The sequence below is a fragment of the Nocardia sp. NPDC020380 genome (assembly GCF_044386975.1).
Taxonomy (GTDB): domain Bacteria; phylum Actinomycetota; class Actinomycetes; order Mycobacteriales; family Mycobacteriaceae; genus Nocardia.
This window is the reverse complement of record NZ_JBIRVQ010000002.1, coordinates 577,307-594,240: the sequence shown is the minus strand read 5'-3', so window position 1 is coordinate 594,240 and position 16,934 is coordinate 577,307. Positions and strand designations below refer to the sequence as shown.

The 16,934-nt window shown below is 65.8% G+C and carries 22 protein-coding genes and 1 pseudogene; 8 read left to right on the top strand and 15 right to left on the bottom strand.

Features of this window, described 5'->3' with window-relative positions; all coding sequences use genetic code 11:
* The first annotated feature begins 86 nt into the window (after window positions 1-86).
* On the top strand, window positions 87-2,015 hold the full coding sequence (locus ACH438_RS06515; RefSeq protein WP_397001909.1) for an ABC transporter ATP-binding protein: 1,929 nt from the start codon (window positions 87-89) through the stop codon (window positions 2,013-2,015).
* Here ACH438_RS06515 and ACH438_RS06510 read toward each other — a convergent pair.
* Both ACH438_RS06510 and ACH438_RS06505 read right to left on the bottom strand, forming a co-directional pair.
* Complete coding sequence (locus tag ACH438_RS06510) at window positions 2,010-2,381, bottom strand: hypothetical protein (protein ID WP_397001907.1); 372 nt, start codon at window positions 2,379-2,381, stop codon at window positions 2,010-2,012. The genes ACH438_RS06515 and ACH438_RS06510 overlap by 6 nt on opposite strands.
* Window positions 2,382-2,433: 52 nt before the next feature.
* Window positions 2,434-2,952 (bottom strand): hypothetical protein, encoded by a 519-nt coding sequence (locus ACH438_RS06505; protein WP_397001905.1) that lies wholly within the window; start codon window positions 2,950-2,952, stop codon window positions 2,434-2,436.
* Between the two features lie 88 nt (window positions 2,953-3,040).
* On the opposite strand from ACH438_RS06505, the gene ACH438_RS06500 reads away from it, so the two are divergent.
* Complete coding sequence (locus tag ACH438_RS06500; protein WP_397001903.1) at window positions 3,041-3,580, top strand: CGNR zinc finger domain-containing protein; 540 nt, start codon at window positions 3,041-3,043, stop codon at window positions 3,578-3,580.
* Window positions 3,581-3,613: 33 nt separating this feature from the next.
* On the opposite strand, the gene ACH438_RS06495 is transcribed toward ACH438_RS06500, so the two are convergent.
* A complete protein-coding gene (locus ACH438_RS06495; RefSeq protein ID WP_397001901.1) occupies window positions 3,614-4,240 on the bottom strand; it encodes a winged helix-turn-helix transcriptional regulator in 627 nt (208 codons plus the stop codon).
* A gap of 82 nt (window positions 4,241-4,322) precedes the next feature.
* On the opposite strand from ACH438_RS06495, the gene ACH438_RS06490 reads away from it, so the two are divergent.
* Window positions 4,323-5,204 carry an alpha/beta fold hydrolase gene (locus ACH438_RS06490; RefSeq protein ID WP_397001899.1) on the top strand — a complete coding sequence of 294 codons (882 nt, stop codon included), beginning with the start codon at window positions 4,323-4,325 and terminating at the stop codon, window positions 5,202-5,204.
* A gap of 34 nt (window positions 5,205-5,238) precedes the next feature.
* Here ACH438_RS06490 and ACH438_RS06485 read toward each other — a convergent pair whose 3' ends face one another.
* The 6 genes from ACH438_RS06485 to ACH438_RS06460 form a co-directional block, all read right to left on the bottom strand.
* Window positions 5,239-5,526 (bottom strand): YciI family protein, encoded by a 288-nt coding sequence (locus ACH438_RS06485; RefSeq protein ID WP_397001897.1) that lies wholly within the window; start codon window positions 5,524-5,526, stop codon window positions 5,239-5,241.
* Window positions 5,527-5,539: 13 nt separating this feature from the next.
* The gene (locus ACH438_RS06480) at window positions 5,540-6,118 is read right to left on the bottom strand and encodes a TetR/AcrR family transcriptional regulator (protein WP_397001895.1); all 579 of its coding nucleotides are present in this window, start codon (window positions 6,116-6,118) and stop codon (window positions 5,540-5,542) included.
* A gap of 171 nt (window positions 6,119-6,289) precedes the next feature.
* Complete coding sequence (locus tag ACH438_RS06475) at window positions 6,290-7,069, bottom strand: maleylpyruvate isomerase family mycothiol-dependent enzyme (RefSeq protein ID WP_397001893.1); 780 nt, start codon at window positions 7,067-7,069, stop codon at window positions 6,290-6,292.
* A 181-nt stretch (window positions 7,070-7,250) separates the two neighbouring features.
* Entirely contained in the window at window positions 7,251-8,540 is a 1,290-nt protein-coding gene (locus ACH438_RS06470; RefSeq protein WP_397001891.1) for an SLC13 family permease, read from the bottom strand.
* Between the two features lie 52 nt (window positions 8,541-8,592).
* On the bottom strand, window positions 8,593-9,039 hold the full coding sequence (locus ACH438_RS06465) for a CBS domain-containing protein (protein WP_397001889.1): 447 nt from the start codon (window positions 9,037-9,039) through the stop codon (window positions 8,593-8,595).
* 229 nt (window positions 9,040-9,268) lie between these two features.
* A complete protein-coding gene (locus ACH438_RS06460) occupies window positions 9,269-9,655 on the bottom strand; it encodes a hypothetical protein (protein ID WP_397001887.1) in 387 nt (128 codons plus the stop codon).
* 203 nt (window positions 9,656-9,858) lie between these two features.
* Between ACH438_RS06460 and ACH438_RS06455 the strand changes: the two genes are divergently transcribed.
* Complete coding sequence (locus ACH438_RS06455; protein ID WP_397001885.1) at window positions 9,859-10,077, top strand: hypothetical protein; 219 nt, start codon at window positions 9,859-9,861, stop codon at window positions 10,075-10,077.
* Window positions 10,078-10,195: 118 nt separating this feature from the next.
* Window positions 10,196-10,843, top strand: a complete 648-nt coding sequence (locus ACH438_RS06450; RefSeq protein WP_397001883.1) for a TIGR03085 family metal-binding protein — start codon at window positions 10,196-10,198, stop codon at window positions 10,841-10,843.
* 45 nt (window positions 10,844-10,888) lie between these two features.
* Here the strand turns inward: ACH438_RS06450 and ACH438_RS06445 are convergent, their stop codons facing one another.
* Complete coding sequence (locus ACH438_RS06445; RefSeq protein WP_397001881.1) at window positions 10,889-11,194, bottom strand: TrkA C-terminal domain-containing protein; 306 nt, start codon at window positions 11,192-11,194, stop codon at window positions 10,889-10,891.
* A 133-nt stretch (window positions 11,195-11,327) separates the two neighbouring features.
* On the opposite strand from ACH438_RS06445, the pseudogene ACH438_RS06440 reads away from it, so the two are divergent.
* A pseudogene (locus ACH438_RS06440) lies at window positions 11,328-11,585 on the top strand (flavodoxin family protein); the annotation flags it as partial.
* A gap of 61 nt (window positions 11,586-11,646) precedes the next feature.
* Here the strand turns inward: ACH438_RS06440 and ACH438_RS06435 are convergent.
* From ACH438_RS06435 to ACH438_RS06425, 3 genes are read right to left on the bottom strand one after another with little or no spacing between them, the layout of a single operon-like run.
* Window positions 11,647-11,979 carry a darcynin family protein gene (locus ACH438_RS06435; RefSeq protein WP_397001879.1) on the bottom strand — a complete coding sequence of 111 codons (333 nt, stop codon included), beginning with the start codon at window positions 11,977-11,979 and terminating at the stop codon, window positions 11,647-11,649.
* Between the two features lie 49 nt (window positions 11,980-12,028).
* Window positions 12,029-12,862, bottom strand: coding sequence for an ABC transporter permease (locus ACH438_RS06430; protein WP_397001877.1), 834 nt, complete (start codon window positions 12,860-12,862; stop codon window positions 12,029-12,031).
* A 27-nt stretch (window positions 12,863-12,889) separates the two neighbouring features.
* The gene (locus tag ACH438_RS06425; protein WP_397001875.1) at window positions 12,890-13,849 is read right to left on the bottom strand and encodes an ATP-binding cassette domain-containing protein; all 960 of its coding nucleotides are present in this window, start codon (window positions 13,847-13,849) and stop codon (window positions 12,890-12,892) included.
* Window positions 13,850-13,922: 73 nt separating this feature from the next.
* On the opposite strand from ACH438_RS06425, the gene ACH438_RS06420 reads away from it, so the two are divergent.
* A complete protein-coding gene (locus tag ACH438_RS06420) occupies window positions 13,923-14,516 on the top strand; it encodes a TetR/AcrR family transcriptional regulator (protein ID WP_397001873.1) in 594 nt (197 codons plus the stop codon).
* Between the two features lie 493 nt (window positions 14,517-15,009).
* On the opposite strand, the gene ACH438_RS06415 is transcribed toward ACH438_RS06420, so the two are convergent.
* On the bottom strand, window positions 15,010-15,411 hold the full coding sequence (locus ACH438_RS06415; RefSeq protein WP_397002320.1) for a transposase: 402 nt from the start codon (window positions 15,409-15,411) through the stop codon (window positions 15,010-15,012).
* Complete coding sequence (locus ACH438_RS06410; protein WP_397002318.1) at window positions 15,408-15,725, bottom strand: transposase; 318 nt, start codon at window positions 15,723-15,725, stop codon at window positions 15,408-15,410. The genes ACH438_RS06415 and ACH438_RS06410 overlap by 4 nt, the downstream gene beginning before the upstream one ends.
* A 234-nt stretch (window positions 15,726-15,959) precedes the next feature.
* Between ACH438_RS06410 and ACH438_RS06405 the strand changes: the two genes are divergently transcribed.
* The gene (locus tag ACH438_RS06405; RefSeq protein WP_397001871.1) at window positions 15,960-16,883 is read left to right on the top strand and encodes a Ku protein; all 924 of its coding nucleotides are present in this window, start codon (window positions 15,960-15,962) and stop codon (window positions 16,881-16,883) included.
* Window positions 16,884-16,934 lie beyond the last annotated feature (51 nt).

The window sequence follows — 16,934 nt, the reverse complement described above, 5'->3', positions numbered from 1 at the left end:
GGCCGCCACCGTGCGGGTTGTGAATTCCTTTCTGCCACAGGAAGAATCATCGCGAGTTGCAGTCCATGGGTTGGGTGGTTTGCGCGATGAGAATTCCGATTTCCCGGAGCAGGTCCGAATCCGCACGCGGCGGCGCGGAGTTCAGTTCGGAGGAACTCGAGGATCGAGCGTCGGAGAGTCACGACGCCGATCTCGGATCCGTGCGGTTCGGCGCGGTGCTGCGGAGGTTACCGGGGCTGATCGCTCAGGTGGCCCGATTGTGCTGGCAGGCCAGCCGGGTGGACACCGCGGTCACCGTGCTGCTCGATATGGCCTCGGGCACGCTGGCCGCGTTCGGGCTGCTGGCGACGAATCGGGTGCTCAGCGCCTTGTTCCTGGACGGGCCCACGCCCTCGCGCCTGGTGGCGGCACTGCCGGCACTGCTGCTCGTCGGCGGCCTCGCGGTACTGCGGGTGGGGCTCACGGTCGGGGCGAGCTGGTCGCAGGCGCGACTCAAACCACTCGTGGAGGACACCGTGGAGCGGCGGCTGTTCGCTGCCGCCACGCGGGTCGAGCTGGTCGCGCTGGACGATCCGCAGTTCCACGTCATGCTGAACCGAGCGCGCGATCGGGGTCTGTCCGAGGCGTACCGGCTGGTCACCACCGTGACCGCCGTGCTCACCGCGAGCATCGGATTCCTTTCGGCGGCAACGGTACTCGGCCTGCTGAATCCGATACTGCTGCCGCTGCTGCTGGTTGCGGCGATCCCCGACGCACTGATCGCGCTGCGCATTGCCAAGACCAGATATCAGGTCGGATACCAGCTTTCGGCCACCCGGCGGCGCAAGCGGATCCTCACCGATCTGATGGCCGATCGGTCCTCGGCCGCCGAGATCCGGGCATTCAATATGCGCGGTTTCCTGCTGGACGCCTACGACCGGCTCGCCGGTCATTCGCGAACCGTGCAACTGCGGCTGGCTCGCCGGGAGACCATGATGACCGTCGGCGGCGACATGGTCGGCGGTCTCGGTCTCGGGCTCGTCTACACGGCCCTCGGATTGTTGCTGTACCTCGGCAGTATGCCGCTGGCGGTGGCGGGCACGGCGACCTTCGCCATCCGTTCCGGGCAGTCCTCGCTGTACAGCCTGCTGTACGCGGTGAACCAATGTTTCGAATCCGGACTGTATTTCGGCGATTACCTCGATTTCTGCGCCGAGGCGCAACGACGCGTCCCGACGCCCGGACGGTCGGCCGAGCCACCGGATTTCCACTCGATCACCGCCTCCGAGATCGGATTCACCTATCCCGGTTCGGTGGTGCCCGCGCTGCGGTCGGTGTCGGTGTACCTCCGCCGGGGTGAGGTGGTGGCGCTCGTCGGCGAGAACGGTTCCGGGAAGACCACTTTGGCGAAGATCCTCGCGGGCCTCTACCAGCCCGACGAAGGCCTTGTGCAATGGGACGACACACCCGTCGACGAGGTCGACCCCGACCGGCTGCGGGAGCGGATCGCGGTGATCATGCAGGACTACACGCGGTGGCCGATGAGCGCCCGGGACAACATCACCATGGGTCGGGTCCTCGACGAGGAGCGGATGACCGAGGCCGCCGGGGCGGCCGGCGTGGACCGGGTCGTGGATCGGCTCGGCAAGGGCTATGACACGCAACTGGATCGGCGCTTCCGGCACGGTGCGGAGTTGTCGGGCGGGCAGTGGCAGCGCATTGCCATCGCCCGCGGCTTCTATCGGGATGCGCCGCTGCTGATCTGCGACGAGCCGACCGCGGCCCTGGATCCCCGTGCCGAGCATGCCCTGTTCGACACGGTGCGGACGCATTCGCTCGGGCGGACCGTGCTGCTGATCACCCACCGCCTGGCCAGCGTCCGCTACGCCGACCGGATCTATGTGCTGGACAAGGGCGAAGTGGTGGAGCACGGCAGCCATCGGGAGCTGATGGCTGCCGACGGCCTGTACGCCGAGCTCTACGCCCTGCAGGCTTCGGCCTACGAACAGTCCGGCGGGGCCGGGCCGGGGCTATGAGATTCGTTCTGCCACAAGTGGATCCGCGAGGGCATCCGCGGCGGCCGGCCAGGCGACGGCGCCGTGGCGGGCGAGGGTGGCCTGCGCCCGCGCGAGCTGTTCGTAGACCAGGAGTACCGGTTCGCCGGGCGCCGCCATCGAAAGAGCCGTGGTGAAGGCATCTTCCAGACCCGCACAGGGCACGGCCCGGACGCCCGAGTCGGCCGCGCTCAGCGCCGCGGTGATCAGTTTGGTCATCTCGCCGGGCTCGCGGCCGCGCAGGTCGGTGTCCTCGTAGACCGCGACCCGGTCGGCCAGGCGGCCCACCGCATAGGCGGCGTCGGAGACCAGTTCGTCGGATCTGTCGCCGGGCAGTGTCAGCGCCACCACCGGGCTGCGGCCCCAGCGGCGCCGCAGACACCTCCGCTCACTGATGCACTCACCGATCGTGCAGGCGATGAGCGGCCATTTCCTGGACCAGTTCGTAGGATGTGGCGTTGCGGGCGAGGTAGCCCTGCCAGTGGAAGCTGGTGTCGGTGATGTTCGAGAAGTTCCACCGAACCGAACTACCGAGTTGAGTACTGCCTTCGAGGACGATGCCGGTGTCGGCAGAGCTTGCTTGCAGGGTGACGTGCAGCCCGGAATGCGGGTCGAGCCAGACCGCGTTCCAGCTGTCCGTGGCTGGGACGTAGCAACGGATCGTGGTGCCCGGGTAGCGATTCGGCGCGGTGGGGCAGTCGAGGACGTCCTGGATCGCCAGTCCGCCCAGCGTCCAGCCGAAGTCCCAGCGCCCGGGATAGCTCGTCCAGTCGCCGTCGGCGTCACGGAGGCGATTGGTTACTCGCCAAGAGCCGACAAACTGCCCGAACAGGGCGAGCTTCCCGACGTGATCAGGGTGAGGGCCTTGGGCGTGCAGGACGTGGGCCAACGCGTCGGCGGACCGGGAAGTCGTGTCCACAGCAACTCCATCTCAGTTATTACAATTGTTTAAGTACTGAGAATGCTAAGGTCGGTGCCGCTGGTCGTCAACGGTGAGGAGGTGAGTGGTGAACGATCTGGATCTGGTCGTGGATTTGGTCAACACTGTCTACGCGCTGGCTGATCCGCCCGATCGATTGACGACGGTCGACCATTTCCGGGTCATCCTGCGCGGCGCGGGTCAGTCGGGCCTGGCCGAGGAGCTCGCCGACGGTGATTTGGATCGGCTGCGCGAGCTGCGGGAGCAGTTGCGGCCCGCGTTCGGCTGCGATACCGACTCCGAGGCAATGAATCTGGTGAATGGACTGCTGCGTGAACACGCCGTGGTCCCGCAGTTGTCGCGGGACACCGCTGGCGCCATTCGGCTGGACGCGGGTGGCGTGTCACACGGGCTCGCGGCGTTGGCGGGCAGGCTGGTCGCGGCCCTCGCCGAACACCTTGTGCGCCACGGCGTTCGGCGGCTCGGGGTATGTGCCGCCACCCCGTGTGAGTGCGTGTTCGTCGACCGCACCCGTCCGGGCACCCGCAAGTATTGCTGTGACACCTGCAACGACCGCGTGGCCGCAGCCGCGCACTATCGCCGCAGGAGAGCGAACCGACGAGATTGACTGCGGCCCTGACCCTCCGGTGAGGAATCTCGCTCAGGCGGCGAAAACCGCGCGAATGAGGGCCTCGTCGCCGACGATCTCGACGGCCCCGAGTGCGCGAGCGTCGCTGAGAGTGAGAGCACCGGCGGCGAGTCCGAGGATGTAGGCGGGGTCGGCGCGGACGGTGGCGTCGAATTCGCGGCCGTCGTGCGGGGCGATCTCGAATCCGGATTCGCTGACGCGGAGCTGGAAGGATGAACCGCCGATGTCGAGGCCGACCGTCGCTGCGGGCCGGTGTTCGACCCGGGTGGTGAGCAGGGCAGGCACGGCGAGGGCGAGCCATTCGGGGCGGAAGGCATCGGCGCCGGGGCCGGGGATCATCAGTGGGGTGGACCAGCGGATCAGGCTCTCGATCGGCTCGCGCAACTGGGCACCCCAGGGGGTGAGCGCGTATTCGACGACGCTGCCCTCACCAGCCAACCGCCGCTCGATCACGCCGGAGGATTCCAGGTCGCGCAGCCGGTCGGCGAGGAGATTGGTGGCGATGCCGGGTAGGCCGTCGAGCAGGTCCCGGTAGCGGGCCGGTGCGAGGAGCAGCTGGCGGACGATGAGCAGGTTCCACCGATCACCCACGACTTCGAGGGATCGGGCGAGTCCGCAGTACTGGCCGTAGCTACGCATCAATTCCTTCAATCGCTTGAGATTCTCAAGTTGGCTTGAGAAGATCAATCATACCGTGATGTCGAGCGTAGGGGGTTCAACCATGGCCGAGGCCACCAGCACCACGCGACCAGACTGGGTCGACGACACTCTGTTTCCGTTCCAGAGCCGTTTCGTCGAAATCGACGGGCACACAGTGCATTACGTCGACGAGGGATCGGGTCCGACACTGCTGTTCCTGCACGGCAATCCGACCTGGTCGTTCTTGTGGCGCGATGTGATCAGCGCGCTCTGCGGCGAGTTCCGCTGTGTCGCAGTCGATTACCCGGGCTTTGGGCTGTCGACAGCGAAGCGTGGTTACCGTTTCCTGCCCGAACAGCACGCGGAGGTGGTGGCCGCGTTCGTCGATGCCCTCGGCCTGGACCAGGTCACATTGATCGGCCAGGACTGGGGTGGACTGATCGGGTTGGCGGTCGCGCAGCGGCGGCCGGGGATCTTCGAGCGGCTGGTGCTGGCCAATACGTGGGCGTGGCCGGTCAACGGAGTCCTGCACTTCGAAGCGTTCTCACGCGCCCTCGGCAATCCGGTGAGCCGCCTGCTGGTTCGCCAGCTCAACCTGCTGGTCATCGCGTTCATCCCCACCGGCCACCGTCGCCGCAAGCCGACCGAGGCCGAAATGACCCACTACCGCCTGGCACTGGACACTCCCGCACGGCGTCAGGCCAGTGCGGTGCTGCCCCACGCGGTACTCGCCAGCCGCGACTTCTTCGCCGAGATCGAGGCCCGCCTGCCCGATGTCGCGCAGTTGCCGACGTTGATCGTGTGGGGTGACGCCGATATCGCTTTCCGCCCCCAGGAGCGGCAACGATTGGAAGCGACCTTCACCAACCACACGACCGTGATCGTCGAAGGCGCCGGCACCTACGTCGAATCCGACGCGCCCGAGGAGTTCGTCACCGCAATCCGCAACTGGGCCAGGGCGTAGGACTCCCCAGCCGGAGGTGTCCGGAGCGGTTTGGTCAGTCGAGCAGGAATTTCAGGCGGTCGTCGGCTTGTCCGGCCGCGACCTCGATGATCTCGGCCGTTACGACGTCGGCCGCGACGAACGGGTCCTGCGCGACACGACGCTCGAGATCTTCCGGGGAGGTGTTGTGGGCCAGGACCGCGCCGCCGACACCAGGTTTGATGCTGCCGACCAGCAGGAACACCTCGTCGTCGAAGCCTTGCTGGATCCACTGCTGGTGGGCGGCCATGTGCTGGGGCGCGTCGGACTTGTGGGTGGAGAACTTCAGCAGAACTACGAACATGGTTGTCTCGCTTCTATTTTCGTGAGCCGTCGAGGTGGGTGTCGAGCCAGTCGTGCAGGCGCTGCACCTCCCGGCGCAGGAACCGCTCGTCATGGAAAGCGTTGGCCAGGGTGGCTACCCCCTGACTGGCGGCCAGCACGTGCATGGCCAACTCGTCGGCGTCATCGCGATGCCCGAGCTGGGTGAACTGCTCGGCGAGCCATTCCCGGAACAGGGTGAACAGCCCGCTGGCGGCATCGAGGGCGGTGTGGTCGAGTTTGGCCAGCTCGCTGGTCAAAGTGCCGACCGGGCACCCATAGTCCTGGATATCGGCGCGATTGACCAGCAGGATGTCGATGAACCTGCGAATACGACCGACTGGGTCGGGTGTCTGCGATTCCCATTGGGCCAGCATGGCGCGGGTCTCGGTGAGGCGGGTCGCGATAACCGCGTCGAGCAGGTCGTCCTTGGCTTTGAAGTGGTGATAGAAGTTGCCGCGCGACAGCTGCACGATCTCGGCGATCGACGCGAACGAGGTCTGCTCGAACCCCCGGTGATAAAACAACTCGTCCGCTGCGGCAACGATCTGCTCGCGAGTCGTCTTGCCACTCAACCGAACACCACCGCGCAGACCGCTTCCCGTGATCGCGGTCCGTACATTGTGCGCCTCCTGTGCCTCACGGGACGCCGCGTTAGGGCACACGTCCTAGACAGGAGGCTAGGACACGCGACCTAACATGGTCAAGGTCTCGGTCGCAAAGTTTCGTGACGCACCGCGGCTGGACTAGAAGACCGTCGCTGCGAGCCACCGATCGAAAATCTCGCGGTCCCCAGTGATTTCGAGGCGCGGGTCGGTGGCGGGAATGCGCCGCATCATGGCGAGGAACACCGAGGCCGACGTGCCGCGGACGGTAACCGTCGCCGCAGCAGGCTCGCCGCCGACGGTCCATCCGATGTTGTTTCCGCGCGGGCGGACCATCCAACACTGTTGCGCGCCATCATCGTCAGCGTCGATGCGCAGCGTTGCCCCCTCCGGTAGCGGTGGCTGCTCGCGGTTCGGGAATGCCAGCGCGGCCTGGAGGATGTCGAGCGACTCCGACAGGCCATCCGCCGCAAGGCCACTCGACAGGCTCACAGCGCGCCCGAGCGCCAGCGCGGCATCGGCGCCATGGACGGTCGCCTCGTGCAAACGCCGCCGAATCCACCAACGAGCCGGTAGCAACCCACCGACCGGTGTCCACACCCGGACCTCTCCGCCGGTCTTCTCGACCGCTTCCAGTACCAGCCGGGCACTGTCGCGCAACCAGACGTCCGCCTCGTCAGCATCGGTGGGGAGGAAACCTTCGGGAACCGCGTCCCAGGTCAAACGCTCGCTAGCGCGATCGGCGATCATCGCTGCCGCCCACCGATGCCCTCGACCGACATGGACGATCAGATCCGACAACGACCAACCAGGACAGGTCGGGACAGGGACGCTCGAGTCGACACCACGGACAACATCGGCCAGACGATCGGTTTCGCCTACAAGGCCCTCAGCCTGAAGTTCAAGGTCAAGATGCACCACGAGATCGACCGTAATTCAACACCATTCAACTCGGCGACCTGTAGCGCACCTCGACCTGACACGGATAGTCATGAGGCCGGAACTTAGGTCAAATCTCCGCCAAGACCAGCATTTCGTCCCGTGTGACCGATGTCCGATCTCCACGAGCGGCGCTCGAGAGGCGTCGAGGTACGCGGCCGCCCTAGCCGAATGCGTGGTAGCGAAGCCAGAGATAGGGGGTTGCGACTGCGACGGTGACGACGGTGACGACGGCTCCTTTGCGGGTGAATTCCCAGAAGGAGATGGGGTGGTCGGCGCGGCGGGCGATGCCGAGCATGACGACGTTGGCGCTGGCGCCGATGGCGGTGAGGTTGCCGCCGAAGTCGGCGCCCAATACCAGTGCCCACCACAATGACTGGGTGTTGTAGTGGTGGTCCATGCCGGCGGCGAGGTCGGCTACCAGGGGGCTCATGGTGGCGACGTAGGGAATGTTGTCGATGACGCCGGACAGCAGTGCCGAGACACCGAGAATGAGCAGGGTGGCCACGAGGGCGTTGCCGCCGATGGCGTGGGTGGCGAGGGCGGCGAGGTGTTCGATGACACCGGTTTTCACCAGTGCGCCGATCATGATGAACAGTCCGGCGAAGAACAGCAGGGTCTCCCACTCCACCGCGCCGAGGTAGTCGCTTTGGGGCAGTCCGGAAGTCAGGACGAGCACACCCGCGCCGAGCAGTGCGACCAGCGAGGGCTCGATGTGGATGACGGAGTGGCAGATGAATCCGGCGAATACCGCGGCCAGCACGAGCCCTGATTTGATCAGCAGTCCGCGGTCGCGGATGGCTTCGCGTTCGTCGAGTTCCATGATGTCGGCGATGCGTTCGGGATCGACGGTGAACGAACCTCGGAACAGCCGGGGCAGCAGCACCGTGAAGACCGCGAGTTCGATCGCGACGATCGGGGTCACGTTGAGCAGGAAGTCGTTGAACGACAAGCCAGCTCGGCTGCCGATGATGATGTTGGGCGGGTCGCCGATCAGGGTCGCCGCGCCGCCGATGTTGGAGGCGAGCACCTCGGCAATGAGGAACGGAATCGGGGAGATCTCGAGGCGTTCGCAGACCAGCAGCGTCACCGGGGCGATGAGCAGCACGGTGGTGACGTTGTCGAGGAATGCCGAGGCGATCGCGGTGATCAGCACCAGCAGGATCATGATGCGCAGTGCGGATCCCTTGGCGCGCTTGGCCGCCCAGATCGCGGTGTATTCGAAGACGCCGGTGTGGCGGAGGATGCCGACGATGATCATCATCCCGAACAGCAGGAAGATGACGTCCCAGTCGACGCCGGTCTCGCGCGAGTAGAAGACGTCCTCGGAGCCGAGGACACCCAGCGCCAGCACAACCGCCGCGCCCCCGAGCGCGGCGATGGTCTTGTGGACCCGTTCGGAGGCGATGAGTGCGTAGGCGACCGTGAAGATCGCGACGGCTATCACTGCCACTGCGACCACCCGTCGCGAGCGGTGCCTGCGGTGCGGGTCTGCGAGGGCCTCGTCAGCAGTCGGACAGTGTCGCGGCCAAAAGCCGTGACGCGGTGATGATTCCGATCAGGTGCTTGTCTTTCATGACCGCGATGAGCGGACTGCGCAGGCGTGCCATGAGCGTGGCGACCTCCACGACGGTGTCGTCGGCCGCCACCGCGGGCACGTTGCTCAGTCGCTCCGGAATGACGTCGCGGACCTTCTTGCCGCGCAGCTTGTGCGTGACCCGGTCGCACACGGACTCCGTCAACACACCCGCAAGTGCTGGATCGTCGAGCACATAGGTGGGGACGATGAACCGCACCACCTGCGAGGCGGGAAGCACGGCCACCGCAGTGCCCGAAGCGTCGGTCACGACAAGGCCCGGTAGGCGGTGTTCGGCCAGCAATCGAGCGGCGTCGAGAGCATCGGTATCGAGGCTGACCGCCGGGTAGTCCTCGGCCAGTTGAGCAGCTTGCACACCCGCAGAATACGTCGCCACCTGTGGCGGTTGCCCCGGGGGAACACACCAAGTTGAACGGGGTGGTCGTCACGCAAAACTCCATGGTCGAGCGACACGACCCGAGGCTTCGGGCCGTGTTTCGCCGACCAGACTTCCCGGCACACCAGCCCTAAAGATGCCGTAAAGGATGTCTATTGATCAAGTTGGGCACGGCAGGTTCGCGTATTGTGCGGCGCCGCCCAGGGACTCACCGTCGAGCGTTGGGCTCGGTGTGACAGCGGGGAACGACCACCGCGCGCGTGAAGATCACCGCGAGGACGATCGAGGTGATCAGTACCGCGACGCCAAGAACCGTGGTCATGGGGCCGTGCCCGGCGTACCGGTCGACAGCGAAGGACCCGAGCAGGCACAACATCCAGACGAGGGCGATCAACGGTGTCGTCACCAGCAGCACCGGGCCGCCGTCGAGCCCCAGTCGGCGATACCCGAAGAGCACCTCGTGCGGCTCCGATTGCGAGGTGCCGACATCGATTCCGGCTACGACCACGATCAGCCAATAGGCACCGACGATCACCAACGCCAGGGTCGGCACCACTGTCGGGAACAGCAGGGTGTCAGCGAAGAACTTGGTCATGACGGTCTACCTGTCGACGGAGATACTGCCGGGCGAGGACGAACACGCCACAAGAGTCTCCAAAGCTCGCACCACCGAAACCCCACGGCTTCGGGCCGACCAGACTTCCCGGCTCTCCAGAACGCCGTAACCATGCCGTAAAAATGGTGGCGGACGCAAGCCCGATCAGGGTGGGCCGCAGAGCGAACCCTTACACTGCACGAATGCCGAAGGCTGGGTTCGAACTCGCGTTGTTGGCGGGTGTGGTGTTGATAGTGGTGGCCCTCGTCGTCGATCGGCTGGGTCTGGCGCTGGGATTGCTGGCCGTCTGGATTGCTGCCGCCGTGATCGTCGATCTGCGCCGTCACCCTCTTCAGGCCGGGCGCGGCTATTTCGCGGACTTGGCGATCCGACTCGAGAGCGGCACTGGCGTCGACCGTTGAGAGCCTCCGACTGAGCCGCCTGATCCAACTGCCGTTCCGCAGATCTGCGCGGTGACGATCCTCGGGAAAGTGCAGCGAACACGCCCACGGAACCGGAATCTGTTGCCATCATGACGATATGGGAACTATCCCGTTCGACGCCCAGGAGCGCGAAGCCCTATGTGATCTCTTCGAGGAACTCGGAGGCGATGCGCCCACCCTGTTGAAGGGCTGGACGGCCCGGGACCTCGCCGCCCACCTGGTCCTGCGGGAGCGCGATATCCTGGCGGGCCCGTGCCTTGTGCTGCCGGGCCCCTTCGCGCGATTCGCCGACCGACGCAGAGTGAATCTGTTGGCGCACAACGAGTTCGGATGGCTCGTCGACCGACTCCGGTCGGGCCCGCCCGCGGGGTTCTTCCGCCTCGGATGGGTGCGCTCGTTTCCGAGTCTCAACGAGTTCTTCGTGCACCATGAGGATCTGCGCCGCGCCAACGGCCTCGGCCCACGGCACGAGCTGTCGCCCGCGCTGCAGGATGCGTTGTGGCGCAACGTTCGTCGCGGTGGTCGTTTTCTGAGCCGACAGCTCCGTGGAGTCCGACTCGAGCTCGAGCGCGTCGGCACCGGCGAATGCGTGATCGTTCGAGAGGACGGACCGTCGGTCCGGCTCCGGGGCGCGCCCGGTGAACTGCTGTTGTATCTGTTCGGGCGGCAAGATATCGCCGAGATCGAGGTCCTCGGGCCGGCACAAGCCGTGGACACAATCAGGCGTATCCGATTCGGCATGTAGCCTCGTGGAATTGCGTGCAGTACAGGGAGATTCGACGGCAGATAATCAACAGTCCGGGTCCGGAGGTACCGACTTCCTGAACCACATTCGGCCCGGGCGGGTACGCAGCCGATATGGCGTGGGTGATGTCGTGGGGCGTGGTGCGGCGGTGCAGCCGAACAGTTTCGCGATCTCGGTGATGGTGTCGGGTTCGGCGAGCACCAGGATCTCGTCGCCGGCGTGCAGAACGGTGTCGGCGGTGACGGTGACCAGCCGCCCCTGGCGGATGAGCACGCTCACCCACAGATCCTCCGACGGCAGCGCGGCGATGCTGGTGCCGTCGGCGGGCGCACCGGCACCGCTGTGAACCAACCGATTTCGAACGCGGTCGGCGAGGCGCGGCCCTGCACTGCACACCTCGGCATCTTCGTGCTCGCGCACTGCGCCCCGGACTACAGTTTCCCCTCCGACCACGTGGCGCTGGCGAGTGCGGCCGCTGCGGGCCTACCTCGGCTACACCATCTCGCCGCAGGCCGACGCAGGCTGGATCGGCGAAGCGGGCCCCGGCCCCTCCTACCTCGACGCGGGCTCCGGCGGCCCCGACAACGACTTCACCAACCGCAACACCACCTTCATGACCTGGAACCTGCTGCACCTGGCCCGAATGCTGAAGGACAACAACGGCATCCCCGTGCACGGCAACCAGCGCTCGGCCTGGGACGCGGGCTGTCGCTTCGACTTCGAGAACCCCGAATACCGCTGATCCCGTGCGCCGGGCGTGTCCGTGATGGGCTCGCCCGGCCGAGATATCCGTGCAGCCGGGATCAACCGACTCGCGCCTCGTAGTCGGCATACCCATCCTCGATGGCGGGGAGGATGAGCTCGACATGGAAATAAGGGACCGACCAGAGCGGAGAGTCGCGCAGTTCCTCCATCAAATCGGACCACGATTGCAGATCATCGGTCGTGGCGGTGAGCACATCGGACGGTCGCGCCGACAACGCCTCGGCATCGAACCAACGCACGCGGACACGGGACTGCTTGTCCAACAAGGGATCGATGTGCTCGGCGATCAACTGCCTGCGCCGCCCGCGAGGCAACGCCAGCCAGGCGGGCTGAGCGGTCAGATGGACGAAGATGGTGAAAACCGTACTCATGGGTGCTCCCGCAGAGATATTTCGAGCCATTCGGATCATCCAGTGGCAGTTAGTGTTTGCGGTAGTAGGCCCGCATGGTGAGAGGTGCGAAGACTGCGGCGACGGTTACCGCGGTGAGCAGTACGGTCGACACCTGACCGATGGTGACGGACCCGGCCATCGCCGCACGAACCGTGCTGACCAGGTGAGACACCGGATTGAGGTCGACGAGGGTATGCAGCCACCCGGGCATGGTGGCGGGATCGACGAAAGTGTTGCTGGCCAACGTGAGTGGGAAGAGCACCACGAAGGCTACGTTCATGATGGCGCTCGGGGTTCGCAGCAGCAGTCCGAGCAGGGTGAAGACCCATGACAGTGCCACCGCGAACACGACCACCAGTACGACAGCGAGGACGCAGCCGGACACTCCGCCGTGCGGACGGTAGCCGAGGGCCAAGCCCAGGCCGATGACCAGAGCCGCCGCGAGGGTGTAACGGAGGGTGTCGCCGAGCAGCGCACCGACGATCGGTGCGGGTCGCCAGATCGGCAAGGTGCGGAACCGGTCGTAAACGCCCTTGTCCAGGTCGGCGTTGAGGTTGACGCCGGTGTACATGGTCGCCAGCAGGACCGCCATAGTGAGGGTTCCGGGCAGCAGGTACTGCAGGTAGCGGTGCGGGGAACCTGCGAGGGCACCGCCGAACAGGTACGTGAACAGCAGCGTGAAGATGATCGGGACCGCGATCACGTCCGAGAGCTGTTCGGGGACACGGCGGATCTTCCACAGCGCGCGAAGCGCGAAAACCCGTGACGCGGTGAGTGCACCGGTCCGGGCCTGTGTGGTGGGGTCACCGATGAGGGCGATGAGCTCGGTGGTGGTCGGCGATGAATTCGTGTCGAGGGACATGGGATTCCTTGAATGGAGGAGGGGCGGTCAGGCCACGGACGGGTGGTGCGGGTTGCCCATCAGGGACAGAAACACCTCATCCAGACTGGGCCGGTCGAGCGCGAATTCACTGGCGGTGAGGCCGTTTCGGCTCAGCTCGGCGAGCACTGCGGCCGCTTGGGCGGCATCGATGTCGTGGACCTGGAGCCGGGCGGAGTCCCCAGCGGTGACCTGTGTGGCGAAACGCCGGGAGAGGATTTCGGCGGCCGTCGCGCGCAGCGCGGGGTCGGCGAGGCTGACGGTGAACACGCCGGAACCTGCTGCGGCTTTGAGCTCGTCGGGGGTGCCCTCGGCGATGAGCCGCCCGTGGTCGATGACGGCTATCCGATCGGCGAGACGGTCGGCCTCATCGAGATATTGGGTGGTCAGCAGGACCGTCGTCCCGCTGCCGGCCAGAGCGGCGACGATGCTCCAGACCTGATTGCGCCCCACCGGGTCCAGTCCGGTCGTGGGTTCGTCGAGGAACAGCAGCCTCGGCGGGGTGACGAGCCCGGCGGCGATATCGAGGCGGCGGCGCATCCCGCCGGAATACGTCTTCACCGTCCGGTCTGCGGCGGCGGTCAATTCGAAGGCTTCCAGCAGATCGGCCGCGCGCTGCCGCGCCGGTCGGGGCCCGTACCCACGCAAGCGCGCGACCACGAGCAGGTTCTCTCGCGCGGTGAGGTCGTCGTCGAGGGCCGCGAATTGTCCGGTGAGGCTGATGCATTCGCGGACCGCGCGCGCATCGCGCACCACATCGAGGCCGAAGATTCGAGCGCTGCCGGAGTCCGGCGGCAGCAGGGTGGCCAGCATTCCGATGGTGGTGGTCTTGCCCGCCCCGTTCGGTCCCAGTACCGCGTAGATGCACCCGGTGGGCACGTGCAACGAGATTCCAGCGACGGCGCGCGTCGTTCCGTAGCTTTTGGCCAATTCCTGTGCCTGGATGGCGAATTCGACTGTCTTGGTCATGGGCGATGCCAACTTTCCGACTTTAACTTGACAGTAGCGTCAAGGTTAAGAAGGAGAGTTAAGCTTGTCAACCGTGTCAAGCCTTCCACCGTCGGCGCAGCGCCGCCGCCGTATCGACGGCCAGCAGAACGCCGCGACCATCCTCGACGCGGCGGGCAAGGTGCTGGCGGTACGACCCGATGCCGGGCTGACCGAAGTGGCCAAGGCGGCCGGAGTCAGCCGCCAGACCGTCTACGCGCACTTCCCTTCCCGGGAGGCGCTGATCGATGCCCTCATCGCGCAGGCCACAGTGCGGGTCGTCACCGCCCTCGAAGCGGCCGACCTCGATCGCGGACCGGCCGATCAGGCGTTGGTCCGGCTGCTCGAGATCGGCTGGGAAGCCCTGGCCATGGACCCATTCCTGTTACAGCTGACCACCCGCGAACAGACCCCCGAGCAGGACCGGGAACGACACGCGCCGATCCTCGGGCACGTACACGCCGTCGTCGAGCGGGGCCAACGCGAGGGCGATATCGACCCGGAGTTGCCGATCTCCTGGGTACTGGCGTCGATCTTCGCCATCGGTCACGCCGCCGGTGAGGAAGTCCGCGCCGGACGGATGACCTCCGCCACGGCGATCGACGTGCTTCGCCGGACCATCCCTCGCCTGATCCGGCCGCACGACTGATCCGGCCGGGTACTCAGCCCAGGCCGCGGCCTCACCCCGGCCGACATCCGTCTGGCGTCCGATGGCTCAGGTCATCCGACCGGCGGAACTCGACAGCAAGTCGCAGGAATAAGACAACGGCTCCAGAACTCAGCAAGTCAGTGCTTCACAACCAATCGAGCCCCGATCCGCGTGCGTCGGTTCGGGGCTCGGTCGGGGGGGTAGTCGCCCACATTGATCGCATCAACGTGTTTGACGAAGGCACGCTACAGGACAACAGCGCATGCGGGCGACGCATTCCTACGCAGGGACCGGCACTGACTGGGAGGATCCAAGTCGCGGCACGCTCGTAATCGCAACGCTGACACGAGCAACACTCCGCAGAGCACCGAGCATCACCGGCAGCACAACGAGATCCCGCGGCGCCTCGGCAATGAGTACTAGCAGCGTGATTATCAGGGTCGCATCGATGAAACACCGCGACCGTTGCTGTAACCAGGAGCGCCTTGGAGGTCTATCGGGTTCGATTGCTGAGTCGCCGCCAGCAGATGAGTGCTGCGGCGAAGTCGAGGAATCCGTGGTGGATTTCGGTGCGGCGTTCCCACCGGATGGCCGGCCGCCGGTATTGGTGGAGCAGGGCGAAGGCTTGCTCGACGATCCAGCGGCCAGCGGTGACTTTGTCGCGGGTGCCGCGGCGGGCGATGTAGCCGGTGATATGTCGTTGCCGCAGTTCGGAATACACGCTCGGGTAGTCGTAGCCTTTGTCCGCGATCAGAGTGGTGATCCGCCGACGGGGTTGGCCGGCACGCCCGTGCAGCGGGCGAACCCGGTCGAGGAGCGTCGGCAACATCAGATGGTCGTTGACGTTGGCAGCCGACAACACGATGGCGAGCGAGAATCCGTTCGCGCAGGTCAGGATGTGGTGTTTGGAATCAGTCTTGGCGCGATCGACCGGGCTCGGACCTGTTGCGGCGCCCCTTTTTTCGCCCGCGCGTGCGAGCCGTCGACCATGACCCGGTCGAAGTCGATCAATCGGGCGGCATGAGCGCGGGCGAGCACGGCCTGATGGATCTGCTCGAACGTCCCGGCGGCGTGCCAGTCCCGTAACCTGCGCCAACAGGTCATCCCGGACCCGAACCCCAGCTCCTGGGGCAGGTCCTCCCAGCCGAAACCGGTGATCAACACGGAAAAGACCCCCTGCAGTACCAGACGGGAGTCCATCTGTGGCACGAACCTGCGCCGCTCCCGATGCCGTCGAGCCGCGATTGGACGTTGGACGATTCCCGCCACGTAGGACCAACTGGGTAGCCGCGGGTCCAACCAATTTTCTGGGCCGCGCTGGGGCCGTCTGGGGGCCGTCAGACGACCGCTACCAACAACCCACAGCAACCAGCAGCCACCCGAAACCCGCAGGTCGGCGGCGTGTTACCGAACACGACACGCCGTCCGAAGTACCATCGGACAATGCGGTCCATTTGGAAGGGCTCCATCGCGTTCGGGCTGGTCAATGTTCCTGTGAAGGTTTATACGGCCACGGAGGACCATGACATCAAGTTCCATCAGGTGCATGCGGCCGATGGAGGGCGGATCCGCTACGAACGGGTGTGCACGGTGGATGGGCAGCCGGTGCAGTATGCGGATATCGATCGGGCTTATGAATCGCCGGAGGGGGATCGGGTGATTCTCACGGACGAGGATTTCTCGAAACTGCCGGCGGCGGAGAAGCACGAGATTCCGGTGTTGCAGTTCGTGCCGTCGGATCAGATCGATCCGATTCTGTACGAGAAGAGTTATTACCTCGAGCCGGATTCGACCACGCCGAAAGCGTATGTGCTGCTTGCGAAGACGCTCGAAGAGGTGGATCGGGTGGCGCTGGTGCACTTCACGCTGCGGCAGAAGACGCGGCTGGCGGCATTGCGGGTGCGCGACGGGGTGCTGGTGTTGCAGACGCTGTTGTGGCCGGACGAGGTGCGGGCCGTCGCCTTCGACAAACTCGACGGGGTCGGCGAACCCAAGGCGCAGGAATTGAAGATGGCGGAGACCCTGGTCGATACGCTGTCCGACGATTTCGATCCCGGCCTCTACGTCGATGAATATCAGCTCGAATTGAAGCGGTTGCTCGACGAGGCCATTGCCAGCGGCAGCAGCAAGGTGACCCGGGCACCGGAAGCGGCCGCACCGGAAATGGACGCCGAGGTGGTGGACCTGGTCGCGGCCCTGCAGCGCAGCCTCGAGGCCTCCGGCCGCCGCGCGGCCAAGGCCACACCCGCCGCACCGGCCAAGGCCACCAAGGCGGCGAAGGCGACACCGGAGAAGGCCGCGGAGAAGAAGCCGGCCAAGAAGGCCGCGAAGAAGGCGCCCAGCAAACAGGCCCGCAAGGGCGCCTGATAGCACGACGGCCGCTCGGCGGGCGCACCCGGAGGGTCCACGCCCGAACAG

Coding starts and splice junctions, on each gene's coding strand:
- ACH438_RS06515 (WP_397001909.1), top strand. CDS start 87: ATGAGAATTCCGATTTCCCGGAGCAGGTCCGAATCCGCACGCGGCGGC.
- ACH438_RS06495 (WP_397001901.1), bottom strand. CDS start 4,240: ATGCGTAGCTACGGCCAGTACTGCGGACTCGCCCGATCCCTCGAAGTC.
- ACH438_RS06490 (WP_397001899.1), top strand. CDS start 4,323: ATGGCCGAGGCCACCAGCACCACGCGACCAGACTGGGTCGACGACACT.
- ACH438_RS06485 (WP_397001897.1), bottom strand. CDS start 5,526: ATGTTCGTAGTTCTGCTGAAGTTCTCCACCCACAAGTCCGACGCGCCC.
- ACH438_RS06460 (WP_397001887.1), bottom strand. CDS start 9,655: ATGACCAAGTTCTTCGCTGACACCCTGCTGTTCCCGACAGTGGTGCCG.
- ACH438_RS06455 (WP_397001885.1), top strand. CDS start 9,859: ATGCCGAAGGCTGGGTTCGAACTCGCGTTGTTGGCGGGTGTGGTGTTG.
- ACH438_RS06450 (WP_397001883.1), top strand. CDS start 10,196: ATGGGAACTATCCCGTTCGACGCCCAGGAGCGCGAAGCCCTATGTGAT.
- ACH438_RS06435 (WP_397001879.1), bottom strand. CDS start 11,979: ATGAGTACGGTTTTCACCATCTTCGTCCATCTGACCGCTCAGCCCGCC.
- ACH438_RS06430 (WP_397001877.1), bottom strand. CDS start 12,862: ATGTCCCTCGACACGAATTCATCGCCGACCACCACCGAGCTCATCGCC.
- ACH438_RS06425 (WP_397001875.1), bottom strand. CDS start 13,849: ATGACCAAGACAGTCGAATTCGCCATCCAGGCACAGGAATTGGCCAAA.
- ACH438_RS06405 (WP_397001871.1), top strand. CDS start 15,960: ATGCGGTCCATTTGGAAGGGCTCCATCGCGTTCGGGCTGGTCAATGTT.